This window comes from Streptomyces sp. NPDC020917 (genome assembly GCF_044333795.1).
Lineage (GTDB): Bacteria > Actinomycetota > Actinomycetes > Streptomycetales > Streptomycetaceae > Actinacidiphila.
In genome coordinates this window covers 241822-265266 of record NZ_JBIRRR010000003.1, presented here as the reverse complement: position 1 = coordinate 265266, position 23445 = coordinate 241822, and the positions used below count along the sequence as shown (strand labels likewise).

Sequence of the window (23445 nt, the reverse complement as noted above, 5' to 3'; positions counted from 1 at the left end):
TTGACCTACATTCGTAGGCATGACCGGCACCACGGAGAACCAGCAGGCCGTACGGCGTTCCGATGCCACCCGCGCCGCGATCCTTACCGCGGCCCGCCAGCGGTTCGCGGAGGACGGCTACGAGAAGGCGACCATCCGGGCCATCGCGGGCGACGCGAAGATCGACCCGTCGATGGTGATGCGCTACTACGACAGCAAGGCGGGTCTGTTCGCAGCTGCCGTCGCGATCGACCCCGGACTGCCCGACCTGCCCGTCGAACCGCGCGAGGCGATCGGCCGTACGCTGGTGAGCCATTTCCTCACCCTGTGGGAGGAGAACGGTGAGCTCACGGCACTGATGCGGGTCGGAGCCACTGATGCGGCCGCCGCCGATCGCATGCAGAGTGTGCTGCGCGAGCAGTTGATCCCGCTGGCCCGCCAGGTGGGCCCCGATCCGGAGCAGGCGTCGACGCGGGCGGCGCTGTGCGCCTCGACCGTGCTGGGGCTCGCGCTGACGCGCTACGTGCTGCGGTTCCCGGCAAGCGTGGCCCTCGACCGGGACGAGATCGTGGACTGGCTCGGACCCACGATCCAGCGATATCTCACCGCACCCACGCCCTGATGAACCCGTAGAGGGCACCCACCGCTCCCTCGGTCACGGCGGATGCCCTCAAAGGGAGAGCTGAAAGATCAGCCCTCCTGCTGCGGCTTGCGGGACTTGTCGCCGAGCATCACGAAGCCGGCGGGCACGCGGCCGGGAGTAGCCGCCGCCGTCGCTGATAGCGCCGACCCCGTCGAAGTCCAGCCCGGAGTCGTGGCCGCCGGCGTTGATGGCGGTCGAAGTGGCTGCCACCGCGGTGGCGGTGGCGGGCGGCGAGGCCCGTCACCGCCGACTCGTTGGGGACCGGCGAAGGTGCCAGGTGCTTTCGGGCTCCCCGGCGGACCGCCGGTTCTGGCCCCTTATCCGTTGTCGCTGCCGACCGCGGTGATGGTCAGGGTCTGGTCTCGCGCGGTGCGTGATCCGCCGACCGGGTCACCGGTGGTGTTGGTCCAGTAGCGGCTGGCGGTGGTCTCGGCGAGCCGGCCGGCATGGGACGACATGGCGATCACCAGGCCGCTGTAGCGGTTGACCAGGCGGTACGTGCCGTTCGGGGTGCCTTCGGCCGATGTTCCGGGGATGACGAACCACTGCTGTCCGACGGTGGGGCCGCCTGATCCGGGTGTGGTGACGGTAGGAGCCGTTCCCCAGGCCCGGGTGGAGGTGGAGCGGGTGCCGACACCGAGGAGCCGTCCCGTGGCGGCGTTGGCGATGCGGTACGAGCCGTCACCGTTGGCGGTGAAGGTCCACGCGTCCAGCCCCGATCCGGTGGGCGCGGCCACCGATGTGGTGGCGGAGCCTCCGCGGACCTGGGCGAGCACCCGGCCGTCCCCGCTGCCGATCCGATACGACCTGCCCGGGGCGAACGGCGCTGCCGCCGGCGTCGAGGAACCGATCGTGACGTTGACGTATTCGGAGTCGGAGCCGTCCGAGCAGCCATAGGAGCAGTAGGAGCGGAAGTCCTTGCCGACGACGGTGGAGCTGGTCTTGTTGGCGCTGTCGAGGAACCAGCGGTACCAGGACGCGGTGTGGTAGCTGCCCGTGTCGCCGAGCAGCGTCCACTTCTGGGTGGCCAGGTTGTCGGTGGCGTAGAGTTGCTGCGGCGCGTTGCCGGACTGGTCGACGGCCTGCGGTTCGCCGATGTACAGGCCCAGGTAGGCGTTGTACGTGATGTCCATGACGAACAGGGGCGAGGTCGGCGGCGTCTTGCCCGCCGCGACCTGCTGGTCCACGGTGCCGGTGCTGGCCGGGCTGTACTCCTTGGACGGCGGTGTGTACCCGGTGTCGCCCGGCGACGTCACCGGCACCATGTTGCTCTCCTTGCCCCCCACTCCGGGCTGCGCCCAGGCGCCGTCGTACCACTTCTGCCAGGAGCCGGCCGCCATCTTCCCGGAGATCGGGGCGCGGGCCACATGCTCGTAGAACGCCTTCCAGCCGCCGTTCTTGTCCACCAGCCGGGAACCGTAGAAGACGTAGAAGTAACCCGAAGCGGTGTCCACGTACAGCCGCTGGTCGCCGTCACCGTAGTAGTACGTCTGGCTCGGGAACGCAGCGTTGTCCCCGCGCTTGGTGCTGTACGGGGAGGTGATCGCGTGGTCCTTGATGGTCCAGGTACGGCCCTGGTCGGTGGAGACCGCGTAGTCGATCGCGTCGTAGTGCAGGCCGTCGCCGAAGGGCTGCGGGGTGAACTCGTTGTGCACCAGGCCGTACCAGTCACCGGTGTCCGGATCGACCCATACCCCTGACAGGTCGCAGAAGTTGCGCTGGGAGTAGCCGGAGCCGGCGGGCGCGTAGCTGGCTCCGACGCCCGTGGGGCTGTTGTTGCACCGCCAGGTGGTGTCGTTGTTCCGGTCCTCGTGATGGGCCGGGTTCCTCGCATCGCTGATGCGGGAGCGGGTTGCGGTGTCGAAGTTGCTGCCTGAGAAGAAGGTCCAGGTGCGGGGGTCGTTCGCGCCGTAGAGGGAGTCCGACTCCTGGAAGTAGAAGGTGCCGTCCTTGTCGGTGTAAGGGGCGGCGGGCGTGTCGTCCGGCTGGGTCCAGGCGCCCTTCGCGCCGACGGTGACGGTGTAGGAGCCGGAGTCCGCCGCCGAAGCGGGTGGCATGGCCGTCAGAGCGCCGGCGACGACAGCGAGCGCACCGACGACGACACCAAGGCTTCTGTTTCGGGAGGTTGGCAAGATATGTCCGCCTTACGTATGGGGGTGGGTGTCACGGCTTGCTGCATGCCTGTGCTGCCTCGAGCTGGCGGAGCTGGTCGGGACGGTCGTCTCAGTCGGTGCAGGAGATGACGGGGGATGCGTGTGGTGTGCATCGCCGTGCCCGGACCTTCCTGCACACACGGACTCGTGGTGCACGAAACTGCGCGAAACCTGCCTCTATTGCGCACGTTGGCTCACTACATTGGACAGATAGTGCGCGCTTCTGTGGGTGCTGTCAACACTTCGAGCAGTGGCCATGTGCGGTTCTGGTGAATTGAGGGCGATCCATGAGTGACATGTAGTCACCTGCGCCAAATGGGCCGATCTCCGCCGGGGAGCGGCTCACCCTCTCCGTCGTGCGTGTCTTCCGGTTCGGGTGGGAGGCTGGGGGCGGCTGGTTCACACCAGAGGCGAAGCTCGTTCGTGCGGGCCGAGGCGTAGGGGGATGGGCATGGGGCTTGGTCGTCGGCGGGCTTTCGCAACGTCAATATCGGTACAAATATTGGTACTTGCCAGCCTGGCTGCCTGTTCCGGCAGTCCAAGCGGTCCGGATGGCACTGCGCCATCCGGCGGTAGAAGCGTGGTCGCAAGCCGCCCGGCTCGTGTGCCGCCTGCCGATCCGAATGGCCGGCATCTGGTGTTGGGGGAGTGCTTCACTGCGGACCGCGGCACCCTGCGCGGGGGGATCCAAGACCGCCCGATCGTACGGGTCGTGGCGTGCACCGGGCCGCACGACGCCGAGGTGTTCGGCCGGTTCACCGTTCCCGGCCCCGACTATCTGACGAAGGACGACTGGAACTCCTCGGCGGACTTCTACTGCGCCAATCTCGTCCCCCGGTACGACATGGACAGCTGGACCCTCGGTCCCTCGGTCGCCCGCGTCCGCTATTTCCTGCCGCCCCGGGCACAGTGGACGGCCGGCGACCACGATGGTGTCTGCTACTGGGTGCCGGTCTCCGGTCCGGCCACCGACCGTCTTCGCCGCGATTCCACCACCCTGACCGCCGACCAGTACGCCTACCTGGACGCCGCGCAGCGGCCCGAGTCGCCTCTCGCGGAACCGCCACAGCAGACGGACTCCAACCTGAGCGACTACCAGAACTGGGCAGGGGGAGTCGCCGACTCCTACACCACCGAAGTGCAGCTGCTGAAGAACCATCACTGGCCGGTCGCCGCCCAAGGTCCCGTGAACGCGCTCCTGCAGCGGGTCGAGGCCCTCATCCCCGTCTGGCGGAAGGTCTCCCAAACCCCCTTCCTGACAGCCATCGAGGGTGCGGTACGAAGCGCCCGGACACAGACCACTACGGCCCAGGAGCGAGCCGTGCGCGCAGCGCTTGGTCTGACGACGACCCAAGCGGGATGATCTGGCCCGGCGACGCCGCGGGGCCCTTCCGTACGGATCAGCACACTGAGGCCGCCGCGACACCTGATGATCGTGCCCGGTATTCCGTCGCTACACCTGCTGGACACCTGGCACGGGTGTCCTGTGATCAGCAAAGTTGTATAGCCAACTTCCCTGATCGCTAGGAGTGCAGCTCGTGCCATCCTCCCGCGTCCGTGCCGCAGTAGTGGCTGGATCCTGTGCCGTCGTTCTCGCCGTGGTGGGCACACCGGTCTCGTCCGCCGCGCCGGCCGGCAGCCCCCAGGCGGCCGTGAGCGCGTCCACGCTCACCCTGGTCAGCCAGCAGCCCGAGGTCGGCCAGAAACTCAGTTTCAGCTACACCACGAACGCTCCCAGTGCCACGAACTGGATCGGCATCTACCCGGCCGGCCGTCAGCCCGGCGACGGGGCCTCGCTCACCTGGGTCTACGTCCCCAACGCCGGAGGCACGGTGACCCTGGACACCTCCGGCCTGGGCGCCGGCTCGTACTCCGCGTGGCTGCTGGCCAATGACGGATACCAGGCACTCGCCGCGCCGGTGAACTTCGACCTCGCGCCCCGTCCGCCGCGCCATGCCACCGTCCAGGGCACGGTGTTCGAGGACAGGAACGGCAACGGCGTCCAGGACAAGGGTGAGCGGGGGCTCGCCGGTGTGTCCGTCTCGGACGGCGCGACCATTTCCCGTACCGACCGGACCGGCCACTACACGCTCTCCGCGGACCTCAACCAGTGGAACCGCACCATCGTCGACATCACCATGCCGCGCGGCTACTCGGCCCCCCTCGGCAGCAACCGCGTGCCGCGCTTCTACCGCGACCTCGGCTCGCCCGAGGCCGGCAGCACCCTCACCGAGAACTTCGACCTGCGGCGCGACCAGGGCAGCGAGCGGCCCGACTTCACCTTCACCCAGATCACCGACACCCACGTCACCAGCCCCGACGGTCCGGAGGCGCCCGCCGACGGTGACGGCGTCACCCCGGGCAAGCTCGCCAAGCAGCTGGACGACATGGCCGCACTGCCCACCCGGCCGGCCTTCGTCCTGGCCACCGGAGACCTCAGCGGCGACGGTCAGCCCTCCCACTGGCAGGCATGGCTCAAGGGCACCGCGAACTCCAAGCTCCCGATCTGGCCGGTGACGGGCAACCACGACCACGGCGGCGGGGACACCGACGGCGTCGGCACCTACCGGTCGCTGCTCGGGCCTTCCTGGTACTCCTTCGACTACGGCGACACCCACTTCGTCCAGCTCGAGGACAACGGCGGCCTCGGCGATCCGGTGCAGCTCGCCTGGCTGAAGCAGGACCTGCAACTGAACGGCAGGGACGCCGACGGCCGCAGCAAGCAGATCGTGGTCAGCATGCACGAGCCGCTGGACACGCCCGACCCCGGTGGCTCCGGCGGGCAGATCGACTCCCTGCTCGGACTGCTCAAGGGCTATGACGTCAAGGCCTTCTTCAACGGCCACATGCACACCAACTTCACCGACCCGCATCTGATGGACGGCGCGGTGGAGTACAACACGGCCTCGGCGACCTACAACGACGACCACTCGCCCATCGGCTTCCGCGAGGTCACCCTGCACGACGGCAAGCTGAAGGCCGAGTTCCGGATGTTCAACCAGGAGCACACCGTCGCGGTCACCTCGCCCGCGCCCGGCTCCCAGATCGGCCAGGACCGCACCGAGTTCCAGGTGGACGCCTACAACACCTCCAGCCACGTGGTGCGGGTCGAGGTCCGCGTCGACGGCCGCGCGAAGCAAGAGCTGCGCCGCACCGGCAAGTTCTCCTGGTCCGCCCCGTGGAACGCCCGCGACCTGAAGCTCGGCGACCACACCGCCAAGGTCACGGCGTTCGACGACGCGGGCAACAGCTGGTCCACGACGAGCCGGTTCACCGTCGCACCCAAGGCCGACCAGGTGCGTCCGGGCGCGGACGTGCCCGAGTTCCACGGCGACGCCCTGCACACAGGAGTGCAGCCGGGCAGCCTCGGCACCGGCAGCCTGACCAGCGCCTGGACCCACCGCAGCGGCGCCACCATCGGCATGTCCTCCCCGGTGGTCGCGAACGGAACCGCCTACATCGGCACCTGGGACACCGACGGGGCCAAGGGCAACGGCGTGGACGCCGTCGACGTCGCCACCGGCCGGACCACGTGGCACTTCGCCACCGACAGCCTCGTCCAGTCCACGCCCGTGGTGCACGACGGGACCGTCTACGTCACCGAGATGCGCGGCACCCTCAGCGCACTGGACGCGGCGACCGGCGCGAAGAAGTGGACCCACACCCTCCCCGGCTCCACGCAGACCGGCCCGTACAGCGGCTACGCCTACGGCGGCGCGACCGTCTCCGGCTCCGCCGTCTACTACTTCGGCTACACCACCACGGGCAGCCACCTCGTCGCCGTGGACACCGCCACCGGCAAGGAACTGTGGAACTCCCCGGTGGACAGCGGATGGTGGGACAGCAGTACGCCCACCGTGGCCGACGGCAAGGTCTACGTCCACGACAGCCGCGGCGGTCTGCGCATCTACGACGCCGCCACCGGCAGGCAGCTCGTCTCCGCCGGCGGCGTCGGTGGCGTCCACCACTCCACTCCCGTGGTGGCCGCCGGGCGGGTGTTCACCACCGACATGAGCAACGTCCTGCTGGCCCGGGACGCGACCACCGGCAAGGAGCTGTGGCGCTACGAGAGCACCGGGGTCTCCAAGGACGACGCGGCCCAGCCCGGAGGGTCCGCCGCCGTCGACGGCAGCACCGTCTACGCCGGCTTCACCAACGGCCGCGTCAGCGCCTTCGACGCCGCGACCGGCACCAAGCTGTGGGACTTCCAGAGCGGCCGGGCCTTCGTCGGCTCGCCGACCATCAGCGGTGGCACCGTGTGGATCGGCGGCACCGACGGCCACCTGTACGGCCTGGACAAGACCACCGGCGCCAAGATCCAGGACCTGGACCTCGGCGCTCCCCTCCTCTCCACCCCGACGATCACCGGCAACACGCTGCTGATCGGCGCCTGGGACGGCAACCTCTACTCCTTCACCGCCCGGGACTGACGCTCCCACCGCACCCGACCCGAACCGACGGTTGACGCGTAGCCGGGCCTGGGACGCTGTCGGCTGTCCGGCGTGGCAACTGGCTGGCGGGACGGTGCTGCCCCGGCCGGGGATCGGCCGGGGCAGCGTGTCTGTTGATGCCGGGTGTCAGTCAGTCGGCACCAGGCGCGCGTCGGCCCAGTCGGCGTGGTCGGAGGAGTTTCCGTTGCCGCCGTCGGTGACCCGAAGGGTCAGCTCCTGCACCGAGGTGACATCGACGTCGATGGTGCGCGCCGGGTCGTTCCCATGCACGACCGGGGTGCTCGCGATCACTTTGCCGTCGGCGACCACCTCGAAGGTGACCGAGCCGTTGCCGCCCACCTCGTCGTCCACGCCCACCTGGGTGGTGAAGCGCTTGTACTGGCCGCCGAGTCGGACGGAGACCGAGCTGAAGGCGTGCACTCCGAGGCCCTTGTCGAATCGGGTGCCGTCGATCTGGAGGGCGCTGCCGTCTCCGCTGCCGGCTTCGCCGTTGGAGAGGTCACGCTCCACGGGGCCCCAGCCGTTGGACTCCGCCGCGAAAGGCAGGTCGCTGACAAAGGCGGTCTTGTCGCATTGGGGTGAAGCCGGATCGCCGCCGACGGTCATCGTCACGGCGCGGGAGACGAGCTTGCCGGTCTCCGTCTTGACAGTCGCTGTCACCTCCGCGCTGCCCGCGGCGATCGCCCTCGCCGTTCCGTCCGGTCCGACCCTCAGCACCTGAGGCTTGCTCGACCGGAACGTCGGGTCCGGAACGATCGGAAGGACGTTGTCCTGTCCGAACCGGATGTCGTCCCCGACGACCGTGATCTGGTCGGCTTGCGTGGCGTCGAGGTCGGCCCGCAGGTTCAGCCCGTTGTCGTACTTGTTGTCCGCGATGGTGACGTCAGTCGCGCCGTGGAAGCTGAACAGGGACGAGGTGTCAGGTCCCTTGATCGTGAAGGCGCTGACCGGCGTCGTGGTGCCCACAGCGGGACACGGGTTCGCGGCATGCACGGCGATGAGCTGGTCGCGGTCCAACCGTTTGACGACGTTGCCGGTGAACGTGAGGTCGCGGACGCTTCTGGCGTTCACCAGTTGGACGTTGCCGACACTGAACTGGTTGTCCTCGACGTGGATCCCCTGGTGCACCGGGTTCGCGGGGTCGAGCACCTGGTTCGTCGGATCAACGAAGATCACCGGGCTGGCGGGTCGGAGGAAGGTGTTGTGCCGGATGAGCACGTTGCGCACCGGCCCCGACTCGTACCACTGGTAGGCATCGGAGGAGATGTACACACTTGCCATGGACATGCTGTCGAAGACGTTGTTCTCGATGACGACGGGGCGGCGCGTCGTGACGAGGATGCCCCGGGTCGGCACGTTCCGGAAGGTGTTGCCGGCGATCCGGGCCGAGGGCGTGTAGGTCGTGTTCTCTGCGACGAAACCGCCCGGGGTGACGATGTCGGGGATCGCCCGGTCGAACGTCACGGTCATGTCCGTCAGGGATTTGCTGTGGTCCTGACCCGAAGGTCCGTCGACGCTGCGGACCGTGGCGGTGGCGCCGGGTACGGCCACCATGGTGCGCTTGTCGACGATCTCGACCTGGTCGCCTGGATGGTACTGGGGGAAGCCCGCGGTCTCGTTGTGCATGTAGGACAGCACCAGCGTGTCCGGCGCGAGGCGCTGGGTCACCTGGAGGTACGTACCGTGGATGTTGATGGGGTCGTCCTGCGGACCGTCGAAGATGTTGTTCGTGATGGTCACGGCACCCTTGACCCCGGACATCTGGATCATGTCGGCGAAGGCCGCGGTCGTGCGCCCGGTGGCGGGGTCGGTGCGGAACTGGTCGTGGTCGATGGTGATGTTCTCGCTCAACTGCCCGACGATGCCGAAGCCGTGCAGATATCGGGCCGCGATCCCGCGGAGGGTGACGTTGCCGGACTCCCAGATGAGCCCGGCCGCGGTGTCCCGATCCGTCTCCCGCATCGTGTAGACCAGCCCCCGGTCGGACGGTGCGGTGGACGAGGTGTAGTCGATGCGGATGCGGTCGCCGCCGAGGTCGGTGATCGCCGCCACGTTCCCGAAGAGCGGGTTTCCGCCGCGCCAGGTGCGCTGTGCCACGGGGTCGTGGATCTGGGTGTACTGCATCCCGTCGACGCCGCTCCAGTAGGGCTGGCCGGTCGTCGGGCTCGTCTCACCGAGCCAGGTCACGTGGTTGTCCGCGACGCGGTACAGCGTCCCCGGCGGGACACTGAGGATCCGGTAGGCCCTGCCGTCGGCGGTGCCCGTATCGGCCACCGTGGTGTCGATGGTCTTGGGGGTCGTGTAGTCGAAGCTGAAGTCCATCGCGGTGACGTGCTGCGACCGGATGACGGCGAATGCGCTCATCAGGCCGTGGAACTGCAGGTGCGATCCGTCCCCGTCGATCACGACGTTCTTCATGTCCTCGACGAGGATGCCGATCCGCTTGGTGCTGTAGGCCAGGTTGGCGCCGGTGGTGTTGGAGATGTAGAGCTCGCGCGATTCGGCCCGCTCAGGGTAGAGCTGGTAGGTGCCGTGGGGGAAGAGCACGTGGACCGGGCCGTGGATCGACTTGGCGTGCCTCATGGCAGCGGCCACAGCGCCCGCACTGTCCGATCGCCCGGTGGGGTCCGCGCCGAAGTCGGTCACGCGTACGACCGTCGGTGACGCCGCCTGCGCGGTAGCGACAGGCGCCGGCAGGAAGCCGAGGAGGACCCCGACGGCGATTGTGCCCGCGGCGCGGCGGACGGCTCTTGTGAAGGGCATGCGCATTGAGGGTGGTCGGCGCAAGTGGATGCCTTTCCTGGGGCTTCCGTCAGCAGCGGAAGAGAGTTCGCGTTGATGGATTCACCCCCGCGGTCGCCGGACGGCGGCCGCGGTCCCGGGGTGGGAGTGGCGCGCGCCGGGCTCAGCTACCGGTGTGCCGCTTCTCCGGTTCGACCCGCACGTCCTTGCCGTTGACGCGGACGGTGACCTTGTCATGGTGGGGCGCCCGGTCGGCCACCACCGTGTAGTGCGTGACGCGCCCGCCGCGCCAGGTGCAGCTGACCTCGTAGCCGCCGCGGGCCCGCAGACCCGTGAACGAGCCGTCGGCCCAGTCCTGCGGCAGCGCCGGCAGGAGATGGATGACCTTCTCGTGGCTCTGCAGCAGCATCTCGGAGATCGCACCGGTGATGCCGAAGTTGCCGTCCATCTGGAACGGCGGGTGGACGCAGAAGAGGTTCGGCAGCGTGTTGAACCGCAACAGACCCCGGACCATGTACCGCGCCCGCTCGGCGTCGCCGAGTCGCGCGAACAGAGCGGCCCGCCAGGGCCAGGTCCAGGACCTGCGGCTGTCACCGGTGACCGTGGCCTCGTCGAACGGGACCCCCGCCTTCTCACCGCACCGCGCCTTGAGCGACACGAGGGCCGCCGCCGCGAACTCCGGCGACGCGGCGGGGGTGATCTGGCGGCCCGGGAACACCGCGAACAGGTGGGAGGTGTGGCGGTGGATGTCGTTGGGGTCGTCGATGTCCTCCTGCCACTCCTGGAGTTGGCCCCACCGGCCGATCTTGTTGGGTGCGAGCCGCGCCTGCATCTCGGCGACGGTTGCCCGGTAGTCGGGGTCGACGTCGAGGGCGGCAGCGGAGTCGAGGTAGTTCTGGAAGAGGTCCCAGATGATCTGCTGGTCGTACATCACGCCGTCTTCGCGCGGGCCGTGCTCGGGCGACCACCCGTCGGGGGAAACGAGTTGGCCGGCGGCGTTCTGGATGAGCCGGTCCTCCCAGAACTGGCAGATCTCCTTGATCATCGGATAGGCGACGGTGCGCAGGTAGGTCAGGTCCTGGGTGAAGGCATAGTGCTCGTAAAGGTGCTGGGCGTACCAGGCGCTGGCGACGGTGTTCCACTCCCAGGAGTTGCCGCCGAAGATGCTCTGGCTCGTGCGTGCCGTCCAGCCTCGGGTTTCGGCACCGAAGGCGTTGCGGGTCGCGACGCGGCTGGGCACTGCCACCTGGCGCACGAACTCGACCAGTGCCTCGTGGCTGTCGCTGAGGTTGGCCGTCTCCGCGCCCCAGTAGTTCATCTGGATGTTGATGTTCGTGTGGTAGTCCGACCCCCACGCGGGCTGGTTGCTGTCGTTCCACAGCCCCTGGAGGTTGGCGGGCAGGCCGCCCGGTCGGGAAGAGCTGTGGAGCAGGTAGCGGCCGAGGACGAACATGCTCTGTTCGAGCCCGGGGTCGGAATTCCCGGCGCCGTAACGGGCGAGCCGTGCGTCGGTCGGGAGCGCGGCGACGGTGCCGTCGGTGTTCCCCCAATTCACGGACACGCGCTGGGCGACGGCCCTGGCCTCGGTGACGTGCGCCTTGCGCAGCGCCTTGTAGGACTGCCCGGCCGCCCGGGCGAGGGCTGCCGCGACGGCGGGCTGGGGGTCCGGTCCGCGCCACCCTGCGGCGGCGTCGAGTGTGTAGTTCGTGCGCGCGTCCAGGAGCAGTGTCATGCGCGTCGCCGATCGGACCCGCAGTCCGGAATCCGCGGCGGTCACCGAGCCGTCGGTGTCGCTCACCCGCAGGACGGCGGCATGCTTCAGGCCGTTGCCCATGGTGCCACCGAACCCGACGGTCCTCGCCGCAGCGTCGGCCGACGCGGGCGCATCCTGCGCGGAGGTGAGGGTGATGTCGCAGTCGAGCGCGCCGGCGTGCTCGGCCTCGTAGCGCAGCACGATCAGATCGGCGGACCGGCTGGCGAACGCCTCTCTGAGGACCTTCTGTCCGGGGGCGCCGAACCACGTGGTGTGGACTGCGGACTCCGGATCCAGCGCCCGGCCGTACTCGATCACCGGACTCAGCTCCGCCGGATCGAGTCTCGTGCCGGTCAGGCCGATCTCGGCGACACGCACGGCTGAGGATCCGGATCTCGGCTTCAGCGTCAAGCGGTAGCTGGTGAAAGATCCAGGCGTGCCAACAGCGAACTGCCGCCGCTCACCACGGCCGAGGGCGGGTTGGACGTCGCGCTGGTCGAGCAGCGTCCACGCCTGACCGTCGGTGGAGCCCTCGAAGGTCAAGGAACCGGGATCCTCCTCGGGCGCGTCCGGCGCGGCCGTCACGCTGTAGCCGGAGGCCGTCGCAGCCGACTGCAGGTCGGCCTGCCACAGCACTCCGCCGGTCGCGTCGCCCGCCCGCCACACCGTGGAGGGATTCCCGTCCACGCTCCGCGATATGTCCCGCCCGTTGCCGGCGCCGTCGGCGTGACCTGAGGGCGAGGAGACGTAAGAGAGGTTGCGTCCGCCGAGGTCGACCCCGGCGAGCGCGATCTCGGCCACCTGGAAGTGGCTCACCCCTGGGCGGGGTGTGAAGACGAAGCGGTAGAAGTCGAAGGCGGCGCTGTTGGAGCAGGTGAACTCCTTGGTCTGCTTCCGGCTCTCGAACGGGCCGGGCAGCGACCGGGTGTCGAGCGTGGTCCACGCGGACCCGTCCGCCGACCCCTGGAAGGTCCAGGTCTGGGGGTCCCGCTCCGGCACGTCATTGGCGCTCGTGAGCCGGTAGGCCGACACCTCGACGGGCGCGGTCAGGGCCACCTGCCAGACCACCTCCGCCGGGGGTCCGACGATGCACCACTTCGTTCCCGAGTCGCCGTCGACGCTCTTGTCCAGGCCCTCGGTCGACGAGGTCGTGTACGGACCACCGGGAGCGGTGACTTCGGGTCGGGCGCCGAAGGAGAGCACGACGTCACCGAAGGCCCGGTAGGAACCGAAGCCGGTCATGCTCGTGTCGTAGGCGTCGTCCCCTTGGCCGGCGAGAGCGTTGTCGTAGTTGTTGACCCCGCCCCACAGGCTCTGCTCGTTGAACTGGATCCGCTCCCGGTCGGGCTGCCCGAACAACATGGCCCCAAGCCGTCCGTTGCCGATCGGCAACGCCTGGGACTGCCAGTCCGCGGCGGGAACCCGGTACCACAATGAATGGCGGGCGAGCGAGCGTGGACGCACCGACGCCGCGGCCGGTCCGAACGTCGTCCCCGCGGGCACCGCCGCCGAAGCAGCTGACGCCGGCGCCGAAGCGAGGCTCGTGACGAGGGGGGTCAGCGCCAATGCGCCACCGAGATGCAGGATTTGACGCCGGTTGGGTTGGTACTGGGCCATCGACGAACTCCTAGGCTTCAGCGGTCGGGTCTCTTCGTCGGCGCAATCCCGAAGAAGGCGACACATCTCCTGTTCGGTTCAACGTGACGGGAGAATGGCAGCTAAAAGATGGGATGTCTACTCCCTGCGTTCGCTGGCACGGAGCCGGGTGCAGGGGCCTCTTGAAAGCCGTCTCATTTGGTGAGCTCCGGTAGCAGACGAGGTGCAGGCGATGCCGGTGAAGGCGATGAAGCGGTCGGGCAGGCCGGACCTCTCGGTGATCACGTGGATCTTCGGGCCGTACTTGCCCCGATCGACAGGACTCCGACCTGTCAGATCCCCCTCTTCACGGCCCTCATGTTCACCGAATCGATCGCGCAACGGCTCCAGTCCAGCCCACCGCGCGCGCCGAGTTCGTCCAGGACCAGGCGGTGGAGCTTCGCCCACACCCGGCCCTTGCTCCACTCGGTGAACCGGCGGTGGGCCGTGGGTCCCGAAGGGCCGAAGGAAGGCGGCAACTGCCGCCAAGTACAGCCGGAGGTGGCGACGAACACGATGGCCGCCAGCACCTCGCGGTCGCCATACCGACGCCGACCGCCACCCTGCGGCCGTGACGGCGCAGGCGGCACGACCCTCTGGAACAACTCCCACAGTTCATCCGGCACAAGGCGCTCAACGATCCCCACCACCGCAGACTACCGAACTCGCCAAATGAGACGACATCTGCCAACGGTGTGGGCGCCTATGCGTACGGAGACGCCAGTCCCTACTGAGTCCTCCACCCGTCCGGGGGCTTCTCTCCGCGGGCGGCGCCAACGGCTCGGGAAGGGGTATCGCCGAGATACGGGTCAAAGGGGCAATGAGTTGATCTTGAAGCTCTGAGCGCCCCGACCCGTCACCCGTTCGGCTCAGTGTCGTTGGTCGTGATGTTGTTGTCGTCTGGGCCCGGGGCGGGTTTGTGACCTCGATCGAGCGGACCGCGTACCCGCGGTTCAAGCGGCTGATCACCGCGCACGAACTGCATCTGTTCTTCTCGCCGACCCGCGATGAGCTTCAGTGGGCGGCCGATGCCACGGATAATGACGAGCATCTGCTGGCTCTGCCGCTGATGCTGAAGTCGTACCAGCGCATGGGCTGCTTCCCCGCGCTGGCGGACGTGCCGGAGCAGGTGGTGGAGTTCGTACGGCGCCAGGTGGAGCTGCCGGAGGGCACGCTGCCGCTGTACCGGGCGGAGCGGACCGCCAAGCACCACCGGGGTCTGGTGGTCCGCAAGAAGGTCGGCGTGAAGTACGACCAGGGCGAGGCCCGCAGGATCGCCGAGCGGTCGATCCGCAAGGAGGCCGCCGCGAAGAACCGGCCCGCGGACCTCATCAACATCGCGCTGGAGAAGGTCGTGGAGGCCGGCCTGGAACTGCCCGGGTTCTCCACCTTCGACAAGATGGCCTCGAAGATCCGCACCGAAGTGAACTCCTCGATCCGCGAGGGTATCCACGACCGCATGAGCCCCGTCCAGCGAGCCGGGCTGCTGCGGCTGCTGGAGGAACGCGACAGCGACGGCACGACGCTGTTCAACCGATTGAAGAAGCCCGCCAAGGGGCCGACCTGGTCGCACTTCAAGAACCTGGCCAAGCGCCTGGACTGGCTGGACGAGCTCGGCGACACGTCGGTGTGGATGGAGTCGGTCGCCACGGGGAAGATCACCGACTTCGCCGGGGAAGCGGACGCGGCGGACGCCTCGGAGCTGCGGGACTATGCCCCCATCAAGCAGATCGCGCTGATCGCGTGCCTGACGCACAAAGCGAGGATGCGGGTCCGCGACGACCTGGCGACGATGTTCACCAAGCGCGTCGCGACGAAGATCAAGAGGGCCAAGGAGGAGCTGGAGGCGATCCGGCTCGCCGAGCGGGAGATCGTCGAGGCCCTGATCGGGAACTACCGCACCGTGCTCAAGAACATCGACGACGGTGGCCCCGCCCATCAGGCCGTGTCGAAGGCCGCGGCCATGACCGCCGAAGTTCGTGAGGCTCTGGAGGGCCTGGACGAGACGGCGCCGGTGGACGAGGTCGCCCAGCGCCTGGGCGGCAAGGTCTCCCCGGCGGTCCTGGCGATGGCCAAGGCCCTGCTGGTGCAGGCCGGCGGGCTCGGCGCCGTCACCAAGGCGGTCGAGGAACTCGGCGGGTTCGACCAGCAGTACGAGCAGATCGAGAAGGTCTCCGCCCATCACGGCAACTTCTGGGAGGTGCTGCTGTACGGGCAGATCGGCCGGGACCGCGCGGTGATGTTCGACCTGGCCGAGAAGCTGGAGTTCACCGAGACCTCCGAGGACCGGCGGGTCTTGGACGCGCTCGGGCACGCGATGCGGCACCAGGGCGCCCGTGGCGAGTACATCACCGCCTTCGACGAGGAGGGCAAGGAGGTGGATATCTCCTTCGCCACGCAGAACTGGCGCAAGGCCGTGGTCGACAAGACCCGTACGGGACAGTTCGTGCGCAAGCCCTTCGAGGCGATGGTCTTCACCGCGCTCGCCGAGGAACTGCGCACCGGCGATGTCGCGGTGGTCGGCTCGGAGGAGTACGCGGACTGGTCCAAGCAGCTGCTGGAATGGGAGGTTGGAAGGAGAAGCTGGGCACCTATCTGGTCGAGGTCGGCCTGTGCGAGGAGGGCGAGACCGACGGATTCGACGCGGCCTGTTTCCGCCGGCAGCTTCAGGACAAGCTCACCGCGGCCGCCGCGGCGGCGGATGCCGGCTACCCGGACAACGAGGGCCTGGTCATCGACCCCGAGACCGGCGTCCCGTCGCTGAAGCCGCATCGCTCGAAGGGGCAGCGGCCCTCGGCGAGGCGCCTGGAGCAGGAGATCAAGGCCAGGATGCCGGAGCGCTCGCGCATGGGGATCGTGGCGAGGACCGCGTACTGGGTGGACTGGTGGCAGCGCTTCGGCCCGGCGTCCGGCAACGAGGCGAAGCTGGACGATCCCTTCGGTCGCTACGTGCTCACCACCTTCGTCAAGGGCACCAACATGGGGCCGCACGAGGCGGCCCGCCATATCCCCGGCGTGAGCGGACACGAGCTGGCATACACGGCGAACCGGCACTTCTCCATCGTGCTGCTGAACGAGGCGATCGCCGATCTGGTCAACGCGCACGCCCGCCTGGACATCTCCCAGGCGTGGGGCGACGGCACCACCGTGGCGGCCGACGGCACCCACATGGACACCTACCTCGACAACCTGCTCGCCGAGACCTCCGTCCGGTACGGCAAGCCCGGCGGCATCGCCTACCACCACATCTCCGACACCTATGTCGCGCTGTTCACGCACTTCATCCCGTGCGGGGTGTGGGAGGCCGTCTACATCATCGAGGGCTTGTTGAAGAACTCCTCCGAGGTCAAGCCGACCACCGTGCACGCGGACACGCAGGGCCAGTCCCAGCCGGTGTTCGCGCTCGCGCACCTGCTGGGCTTCGATCTCATGCCCAGGATCAGGAACTGGAAGGGCCTCACCTTCTACCGGCCCAGCAAGACCACCGAGTACGTGCACATCGACGCGCAGTTCGGCGAGGTGGGGAACAACGTCATCGACTGGGACCTGATCGAGTCCCAGTTCCGGCACCTGATGAAGGTCGCGGTCTCCGTACGGGAGGGGGCGATCTCCTCGTCCACGCTGCTCAAGCGGCTGCGCTCGGGCTCCAAGAAGAACGCCACCTACGCCGCTTTCCGCGAAGTTGGCCGCGTGATCCGCACCGTCCAGCTGCTGCGCTACCTCTGTGATCCGGCGCTTCGCCGGCGGGTGACCGCGGCGACGAACAAGACCGAAGCGTTCAACGGCTTCTCGCAGTGGATCGGCTTCGGCAACCGCGGCGTCATCGCGGACAACGACCCGGTCGAGCAGGAGAAGGTCATGAAGTTCAACGCGCTGCTCACGAACGCGGTGATCTTCCACAATGCCCTGGACATCGCGGAGATCGTGCGGCAGCTGCTGGAAGAGGGGTGGACGATCGAGCCGGAGGATCTGGTCCATATCTCGCCGTACCTGACCGAGCACATCAACCGCTTCGGCGAGTACTCCACGCACGATCTCGGCATCCAGCCCGAGGCGTACGAGACGAAGCTGGACGTGGACTTCACCCCGCTCCGCGACGGGGACCAGACGGCTACCACCTTCGGGCAAGCGGCCTGAATTGGCCGTCTGCCCGTCTCAACAGCGCGTCAGGTAACCGACGGAAGGGCATGTCACGGTTGTCCGGCCGGAGCCGCGTGCCGGTCGGCCAAGCGCGGACCCTGTTCCATCACCGGGGTCCTCCAGTGTCGTCCCTGTTCATCACGCGCATCCGGAAGCGCAAGCTGTCAGGGGTGCCGTGGTTTTGGGAGTCGAGGAACACCACCGGCCCGCCTGGCGAGTCGAAAGTCTGGCGGTCGCGCGGGGTGAGCGGAATGTCGGGATATCCGTCGGCGCGGGCGAGCAGGCCGTCGCCGGCTGTGGTGACCTCGATGGTGACGGCGTGCGAGACGTACCGGCCGGCGTAGCGGGACAGGTCGGCCGGCGCGGGGTGGTGCTCGGGGCCAGGCGCTGGCCCTGGCGCGTCAAGCAGTGCGTTGACGGCGTTGATCCCCTGATCGGAGTTGGTGAGCACGACAACGGCGGTCTGGGTGGTGGGGTCCGCGGCGATCAGGCCGGACTGGCCGGGGTTGGCGCCGCCGACGCGCACGCTGGACTGGGCGGCGTTGGCCCAGATCATCCAGCCGAGCCCGGCCCCGCGCATGGTGGCCACGCCTCCCGGGGCCGGCGCATGCAACGTTCGCATGACGTCCGTGCCGGGCGTGCGCAGGTGCGCCAGGGTGAAACGGCCGAGGTCGGCCGCGGTGGACACCAGGGTGCCGCCGGCCGGGTCGAGGCCGCGCGTGCACATCGGGTTGTCGATCCGCCGGGGCAGCGCGGCCAGTTCGCCGCCGTGGACCGCATGACCGCGGGCAGTGCTCAGATCATGTCCGGCGTCCACACCGGTGACGAAACGCGTCTCGCGCATGCCCACCCTGTCGAGCACCTTCTCGCGCAGCGCCTCCCGCCACGTCCTGCCCAGCACAACCTCGACGAGTCGGCCGGCGAGGATGACGCCACCGTTGCAGTAGGAGAACGTCGCGCCAGGCGAGAACAGTGTGCCCACGTCCCGCAGCATCTGTGTGTAGCGCGCGATGGCATCGTCGTCGTTCCCGGTGTCGACGAAGATGTCGCCGGCGTCCAACCCGGTGGAGTGCGACAGCAGGTGACGCACGAGGACGCCGTCCCAGGGGCCGGGGACGAACCGGGTCAGGGGGTCGTCCAGGCTGAGGCGGCCATCCAGGACGCAGCGCATCACCAGGTGGGCCGTGAGCAGTTTGGTGATCGAGCCGATCCGGAACCCGGTCCCGGCGGTCACCGGCTCGCCGGTCTCCGCGTCGGCCACGCCCGCCGCGCCGACGTCCAGCGAGCCGTCGACGACGCCGGCGACCTGCACGCCCGCCACCGACGGCAACGCCGCCAACCGTTCCGCCGCCGCCTGCGGATCGGCGGCCAGGGCAGCAATGGGGTTCGAGACGCCGTTGTTGAGAGCGTTCAATGCAGGGTTCACCACAGAAATCCCAACACGAGGAGGATGAAGACGGCCGGCAGGAGCCGCTGCCAGACCGCAAGGAGACGGGGGCGGGAGCGCCACGATTGGCCGGGCGACCTGCGTTGGCGGTCGACCATGGCGGTCAGTCTTCGAGGGTCAGGCCGAGGTGCTCCTCCAGTCGTGCGATACGCCGAGTCAGCGGTTCGAGTTCAGCGCGGAGGACACCGGCAAGCTCCGGCGGCGCGCTGGCGGACGCCGCAGTCGGCCGCCCCTGCCCGCTTTCGGCTCGCAGGTGGACGTAGCCCGCCAGCGCGGCGGTGATGGTGCGACGCACGGGCTTGGGATCGGCTCCTAGCGCTCGCAGTACCTGTCCGGCGACTCCGTCGGGTTCGACGGCCAGACCGAGCAGCAGGTGCTCGCACCCGATGTAGTTGTGACCGAGGGCAGTCGCCTCGGTGACCGCCAGCTCCAGAGCGTTGGCCGCGGGCCCGTCGAGCTGGCGAGGATCACTGTCCGGTGGGGCCGTTGCCTGTACTTCGGCCTGGCGGCGGGATAGGTCGCGTGCGACTTGCTCCGGCTCAACCTCCATGGCGCGAAGCACGTGGAGGGCCAGGTTGGTGCCCTCCTTCAGCATGGCCCCCAGCAAATGCTCGGTACCCGTCCGCGGGGCGCCTGCGTCCCGCGCACTGGCCCCTGCCAGTTTGAGCACGGCCCGCGTCCTCGGGGCGAAGTGCGCCAGGGCCCCGGTGGGTCGGTCATCGAGATCGGCCAGGGCTGCCTCCCGGATGGCGGTCACCCGGCGTACGGCTTGCTCCAGGGCCCGTTGGCACACCGCCGACACCGGTACACCGGACTGCTTGACGGCCTCGGCGAGATCGTCGGGTAGGTAGACGTTGATCTTTGGCATACCCCCAATGTAACCCCCTAGGGGTTAGGTATTCCAGGGGTGCGCCACTCCGGCGCCAGATGACGCTCCGCATTCGCAGAAATGAGTAGTTCTGAGAGACCGGAGACCCCCACCGAGCCGTGTCCGGTTTGCCCCTGATCTTCGTTCTCACAACCTCTCGCAAAACAGCTTTCGCACAAGGCCCCTCACGATAGGTTCTGCGACATGCCCCAGCTCGCCGAACCGGCCGCCGCCGTCGAACAGTTCGACTGCCCCACCTGTGAAGTGCCCGCCGGAAGCACCTGCCGCACCCGCGGCGGCAAGGTCGCCCCGAAGTACCACACCCCGCGCTTCATGCTCGTCCCCCAACTCCGCGCCGAGCTCGAAGTCCGCACCCCCGCCGACCGCGGCCCCGGCCGCGCGTGGGAGATGGGCCCGGCCATCGACGCCGCCGTGCCCGAGGCCACCACCAAGCCCACGAGAGTGGGGTACGCCCGTTGCAGCACCGCCCAGCAAGAACTCCAGAGCCAGCTCGACGCCCTGGCGGAATCCGGATGCGACCCGGTCTTCTCCGAGAAGATCAGCACCCGGATCAAGGTCCGGCCCGAGTTCGTCAAGGCGATGGACTTCGCCCGCACCATCAAGAAGGCCGTCCCTCACCAGCGGGTGATCTTCACGGTGCACGAGATGAAGCGTTTGGGGCGCGGCGCCGCCGAGCTCCTGGCCATCGCCGAGGAGTTGCGCCACCACGACATCCAGCTCGAACTCCTCACCGGCCCCCTCCAAGGGGTCTACGACCCCTCCGGGCACGGCGCCGCCCTGTTCGCGTTCTTCGCCGGCATGGCCGAGTCCGAGCGCGAGTACATCCGGGAGAAGTCCCTGGAGGGCCAGGCATCCGCCCGCGAGCGCGGCCGACACGGCGGACGCCCCAAGGTCGTCGACGACGACATGGCCGACTACGCCCGCAGCCTGCGGGCAGGCGGCGTACCCGTCCCCGAGATCGCCGGCAAGCTCGTCATCACCTCGGGCAAGAACAAGGGTCAACGCCCCTCGGTCGCCACGGTCTACCGTATCCTCGCCGAGGACGCCGACGGCGCAGAGTGAGCCCGGACGCCCGTCAGGGGCTTCAAGATCAACTCATTGCCCCTTTGACCCGTATCTCGGCGACACCCCGGGAAGCAACTCCGATCCGGCGGACACCGGACACCCCGAACCCGACCCGGTACACCGTCAGTAGCGCCCCGGATACTCCGACAAGGGCCAGACCCGTCCGCCTGGGATCCATGGTGAGCGAGTCGCACACGCCGGCCCGCCACGGCTGGGCCCGGCTCCCCGGCAGGGAGTCCGGACCCAGCGTTCGCACCGGAGGCGTTGCTTCAACGCGTCCTGCACTCGAAGGAGGCCACGCCACGCTCCGCGTCCGGCGAGCGGCGGGCTTTCAGGAGCCGAGGTGGGCGAGGACCTCCGCGGTGGTCCCGGTCTCGCCGAGCCTGGGGAAGATGTGCTCGACCGAGTTCTCGTGCGCGGCGGCGTCCAGTTCGGTCATGGCGTCGACGGGCAGCGCCACGTGGAATCCGTGCTCGTGGGCCTGCCGGGCGGTGGACTCGACACCGATGGCGGTGGACAGTCCGCAGACGACGACCTGGGTGACGCCGAGTCCGTCCAGGTGTCCCGCCAGATCGGTGTTGTGGAAGGCGCCCCAGGTGTACTTGGTGACGGTCTTGTCGCCGGGCTGCTGCTTGAGTTCCGGGAGGAGCTCCGTCCAGTCGGCCGGGAGCGCGCTCGCCCCGAAGCCCCGCTCGGTGCGGCCCGGCGCGCCGCCGGCGACGTTGACCAGCACGACGGGGAGCTTCTTGGCGCGGAAGGCGTCGGCGAGCCGGGCCGCGTTGGCCAGGACGCCGTCGAACGGATGCACCGTCGACATGTGACGGGCGGCGGCCTGGAGGTCGACGACGATGAGAGCCGTGTTGGGGTCGATGGTGGTGATGGGCATGGCTGTCTCTGTCTCCTTGGTCAGTCGGTGAGGGGGATCATTCGGCGGAAGGGGTGAGCGGGTGTCGACCCGGCCGCAGGGTGCGGTCGGCGAGGGTGAGGGCCACCAGGAGGACGCCGGCGGCCGTCATGATCCAGCCGATCTGGTGGACTCCGTGGTCGGTGACGTTGTGGTGGAAGACCAGGCCGGTGACGGCGCTGGCGCCGATCGAGCCGACGTACCCGAAGGTGCGCAGCAGCCCGGACGCGGTGCCCATCTGCTCGGCCGGCGCATGCTGGGTCAGCGATGTCTGGTTGCCCGCGGTCGAGAACCCGATGGCGAGCCCGAAGACCAGGGTCAGGATGATCACGACGCCGATCCAGACCGTGGAGCTGAGCAGCAGCACGCCCACCGATCCGATCAGGACGGCGGCCGAGGCCGTGATGACCGGGCCCCGGACGAGCCGGCGCCGGGACAGCGGCACGATGATCACTCCCGAGACCACGGTCATGGGCAGCAGCAGCAGCCCGGAAGCGGACTCGCTGAAGCCGCGGACGCTTTCGACCCACTGGGTGATGCCGTACAGGACGACGTACACGCACAACTGGGTCAGTCCGAACCGCGCGTAGGTGTAGGCCAGCCCGGAGTTGGACGCCAGCAGCCGCACGTCCAGGAACGGGGTGCCGGCGCGCAGCTCCCACCCCACCAGCCCGGCCCAGAAGACCGCGGACAGTGCGATGACCCACCAGTGCGCGGTAGGAAGTCCGAACAGGAAGATCAGCAGCGTCAGCATCGCCCCGACGAAGCCGAGGATGCCGGGTACGTCGAGCTTCGACGCGATCTCCCGCGCGCTCATCGGCTCGGTGCGCTTCGGGTCGGGCTCGATCCAGGCGGCCGCGGCGATGAACGCGACGACGGCGACGGGCACGTTGACGAAGAAGATGGATCGCCAGCTCAGGGCGTTCACCAGGACGCCGCCGAGGGGAAGGCCGAGTGAGGCGGTGGCGATCCCGGCGATCATGAGCCCGCCGAGGACGCCGCCCGGCGGCTTGTCCATGCCGGCTTCCCTCGCCCTGCGTTGGATGATCAGCATCGCGGTCGGGTACGCGCACGCGGTGCCCAGGCCGATCACGATCCGGCTGGCGAGCAGCATCCACAGGCTCTGCGCGAAGCCGCCGAAGGCGGCGCCGACGACGACGAGGGTGATGCCGGTCATGAAGACCCGCCGGGGCCCGAACACCTCGGCGGCCTTGCCCGCGGTGGGCAGGGCTATCGCGCTGGCCAGGTACAAGGCGGACACCAGCGCCGCGGTCTGGCCGATCTGGATGCCCATGTCGCGGGCGATCGGCAGCAGCGCCGTCGCGATCAGCGAGCTGTTGACGGGATTGAGGGCCGAGCCCAGGAACAAAGGCGTGGTGAAGCGCCAGGAGAACGGGTTGCCGCCGGGCGCGGGAACGGCCGTTGACTGCTCTTCGGTGAGTGACATGCGCACTCCTTCATTCGCGGTCGAGGCCGCACGCCATCGGCCCCGCACGCTCGGCGTGTGGGCTGGTTCGGATGTGGATACGGAGTCGGAAACGCCGGGCGGGAGGCTCCGGCAGCGTGGCCTCGGCGGCCAGGACGACGGCTTCGCCATCGCTGAACGACTCGCCGAGAGTGACGGCCGGGCGATCGGAGACCGCC

General features: G+C 68.8%; 13 protein-coding genes and 1 pseudogene. 6 read left to right on the top strand and 8 right to left on the bottom strand.

From position 1 onward, the window contains the following. Positions 1–19: 19 nt before the first annotated feature. Entirely contained in the window at positions 20–601 is a 582-nt protein-coding gene (locus tag ACH4TG_RS08440) for a TetR family transcriptional regulator (RefSeq protein WP_398241397.1), read from the top strand. Positions 602–939: 338 nt separating this feature from the next. Here the strand turns inward: ACH4TG_RS08440 and ACH4TG_RS08435 are convergent, their stop codons facing one another. After that, the gene (locus ACH4TG_RS08435; protein WP_398241396.1) at positions 940–2679 is read right to left on the bottom strand and encodes an RICIN domain-containing protein; all 1740 of its coding nucleotides are present in this window, start codon (positions 2677–2679) and stop codon (positions 940–942) included. Positions 2680–3487: 808 nt separating this feature from the next. On the opposite strand from ACH4TG_RS08435, the gene ACH4TG_RS08430 reads away from it, so the two are divergent. Together ACH4TG_RS08430 and ACH4TG_RS08425 are read left to right on the top strand one after the other, a co-directional pair. Next, a complete protein-coding gene (locus tag ACH4TG_RS08430; protein WP_398241395.1) occupies positions 3488–4138 on the top strand; it encodes a hypothetical protein in 651 nt (216 codons plus the stop codon). 235 nt (positions 4139–4373) lie between these two features. Continuing rightward, positions 4374–7205, top strand: coding sequence for a PQQ-binding-like beta-propeller repeat protein (locus ACH4TG_RS08425; protein ID WP_398241394.1), 2832 nt, complete (start codon positions 4374–4376; stop codon positions 7203–7205). A gap of 147 nt (positions 7206–7352) precedes the next feature. Here ACH4TG_RS08425 and ACH4TG_RS08420 read toward each other — a convergent pair whose 3' ends face one another. From ACH4TG_RS08420 to ACH4TG_RS08410, 3 genes and pseudogenes are all read right to left on the bottom strand, one after another. Further along, positions 7353–9809, bottom strand: coding sequence for an NPCBM/NEW2 domain-containing protein (locus ACH4TG_RS08420; protein ID WP_398241393.1), 2457 nt, complete (start codon positions 9807–9809; stop codon positions 7353–7355). A gap of 322 nt (positions 9810–10131) precedes the next feature. Beyond that, a complete protein-coding gene (locus tag ACH4TG_RS08415) occupies positions 10132–13338 on the bottom strand; it encodes a glycosyl hydrolase family 95 catalytic domain-containing protein (RefSeq protein WP_398241392.1) in 3207 nt (1068 codons plus the stop codon). Positions 13339–13575: 237 nt separating this feature from the next. Then, a pseudogene (locus ACH4TG_RS08410) lies at positions 13576–14006 on the bottom strand (IS5 family transposase); the annotation flags it as partial. A gap of 269 nt (positions 14007–14275) precedes the next feature. On the opposite strand from ACH4TG_RS08410, the gene ACH4TG_RS08405 reads away from it, so the two are divergent. Together ACH4TG_RS08405 and ACH4TG_RS08400 are read left to right on the top strand one after the other, a co-directional pair. Further along, entirely contained in the window at positions 14276–16120 is a 1845-nt protein-coding gene (locus ACH4TG_RS08405; protein WP_398241391.1) for a DUF4158 domain-containing protein, read from the top strand. A 65-nt stretch (positions 16121–16185) separates the two neighbouring features. Beyond that, positions 16186–17493 carry a transposase gene (locus ACH4TG_RS08400; protein WP_398241681.1) on the top strand — a complete coding sequence of 436 codons (1308 nt, stop codon included), beginning with the start codon at positions 16186–16188 and terminating at the stop codon, positions 17491–17493. A gap of 109 nt (positions 17494–17602) precedes the next feature. On the opposite strand, the gene ACH4TG_RS08395 is transcribed toward ACH4TG_RS08400, so the two are convergent. Together ACH4TG_RS08395 and ACH4TG_RS08390 are read right to left on the bottom strand one after the other, a co-directional pair. Then, entirely contained in the window at positions 17603–18922 is a 1320-nt protein-coding gene (locus tag ACH4TG_RS08395) for a serine hydrolase domain-containing protein (protein ID WP_398241390.1), read from the bottom strand. A gap of 124 nt (positions 18923–19046) precedes the next feature. Then, positions 19047–19811: a Clp protease N-terminal domain-containing protein gene (locus tag ACH4TG_RS08390; protein WP_398241389.1), complete on the bottom strand. Its 765-nt coding sequence runs from the start codon at positions 19809–19811 to the stop codon at positions 19047–19049. Positions 19812–20015: 204 nt separating this feature from the next. Here ACH4TG_RS08390 and ACH4TG_RS08385 point away from each other — a divergent pair, with 204 nt between their 5' ends. After that, positions 20016–20894: a recombinase family protein gene (locus ACH4TG_RS08385; RefSeq protein ID WP_398241388.1), complete on the top strand. Its 879-nt coding sequence runs from the start codon at positions 20016–20018 to the stop codon at positions 20892–20894. Positions 20895–21228: 334 nt separating this feature from the next. Here the strand turns inward: ACH4TG_RS08385 and ACH4TG_RS08380 are convergent, their stop codons facing one another. Together ACH4TG_RS08380 and ACH4TG_RS08375 are read right to left on the bottom strand one after the other, a co-directional pair. Beyond that, positions 21229–21783, bottom strand: a complete 555-nt coding sequence (locus ACH4TG_RS08380) for an isochorismatase family protein (RefSeq protein ID WP_398241387.1) — start codon at positions 21781–21783, stop codon at positions 21229–21231. A gap of 37 nt (positions 21784–21820) precedes the next feature. Beyond that, positions 21821–23248 carry an MFS transporter gene (locus ACH4TG_RS08375; protein ID WP_398241386.1) on the bottom strand — a complete coding sequence of 476 codons (1428 nt, stop codon included), beginning with the start codon at positions 23246–23248 and terminating at the stop codon, positions 21821–21823. Between the last annotated feature and the right edge of the window lie 197 nt (positions 23249–23445).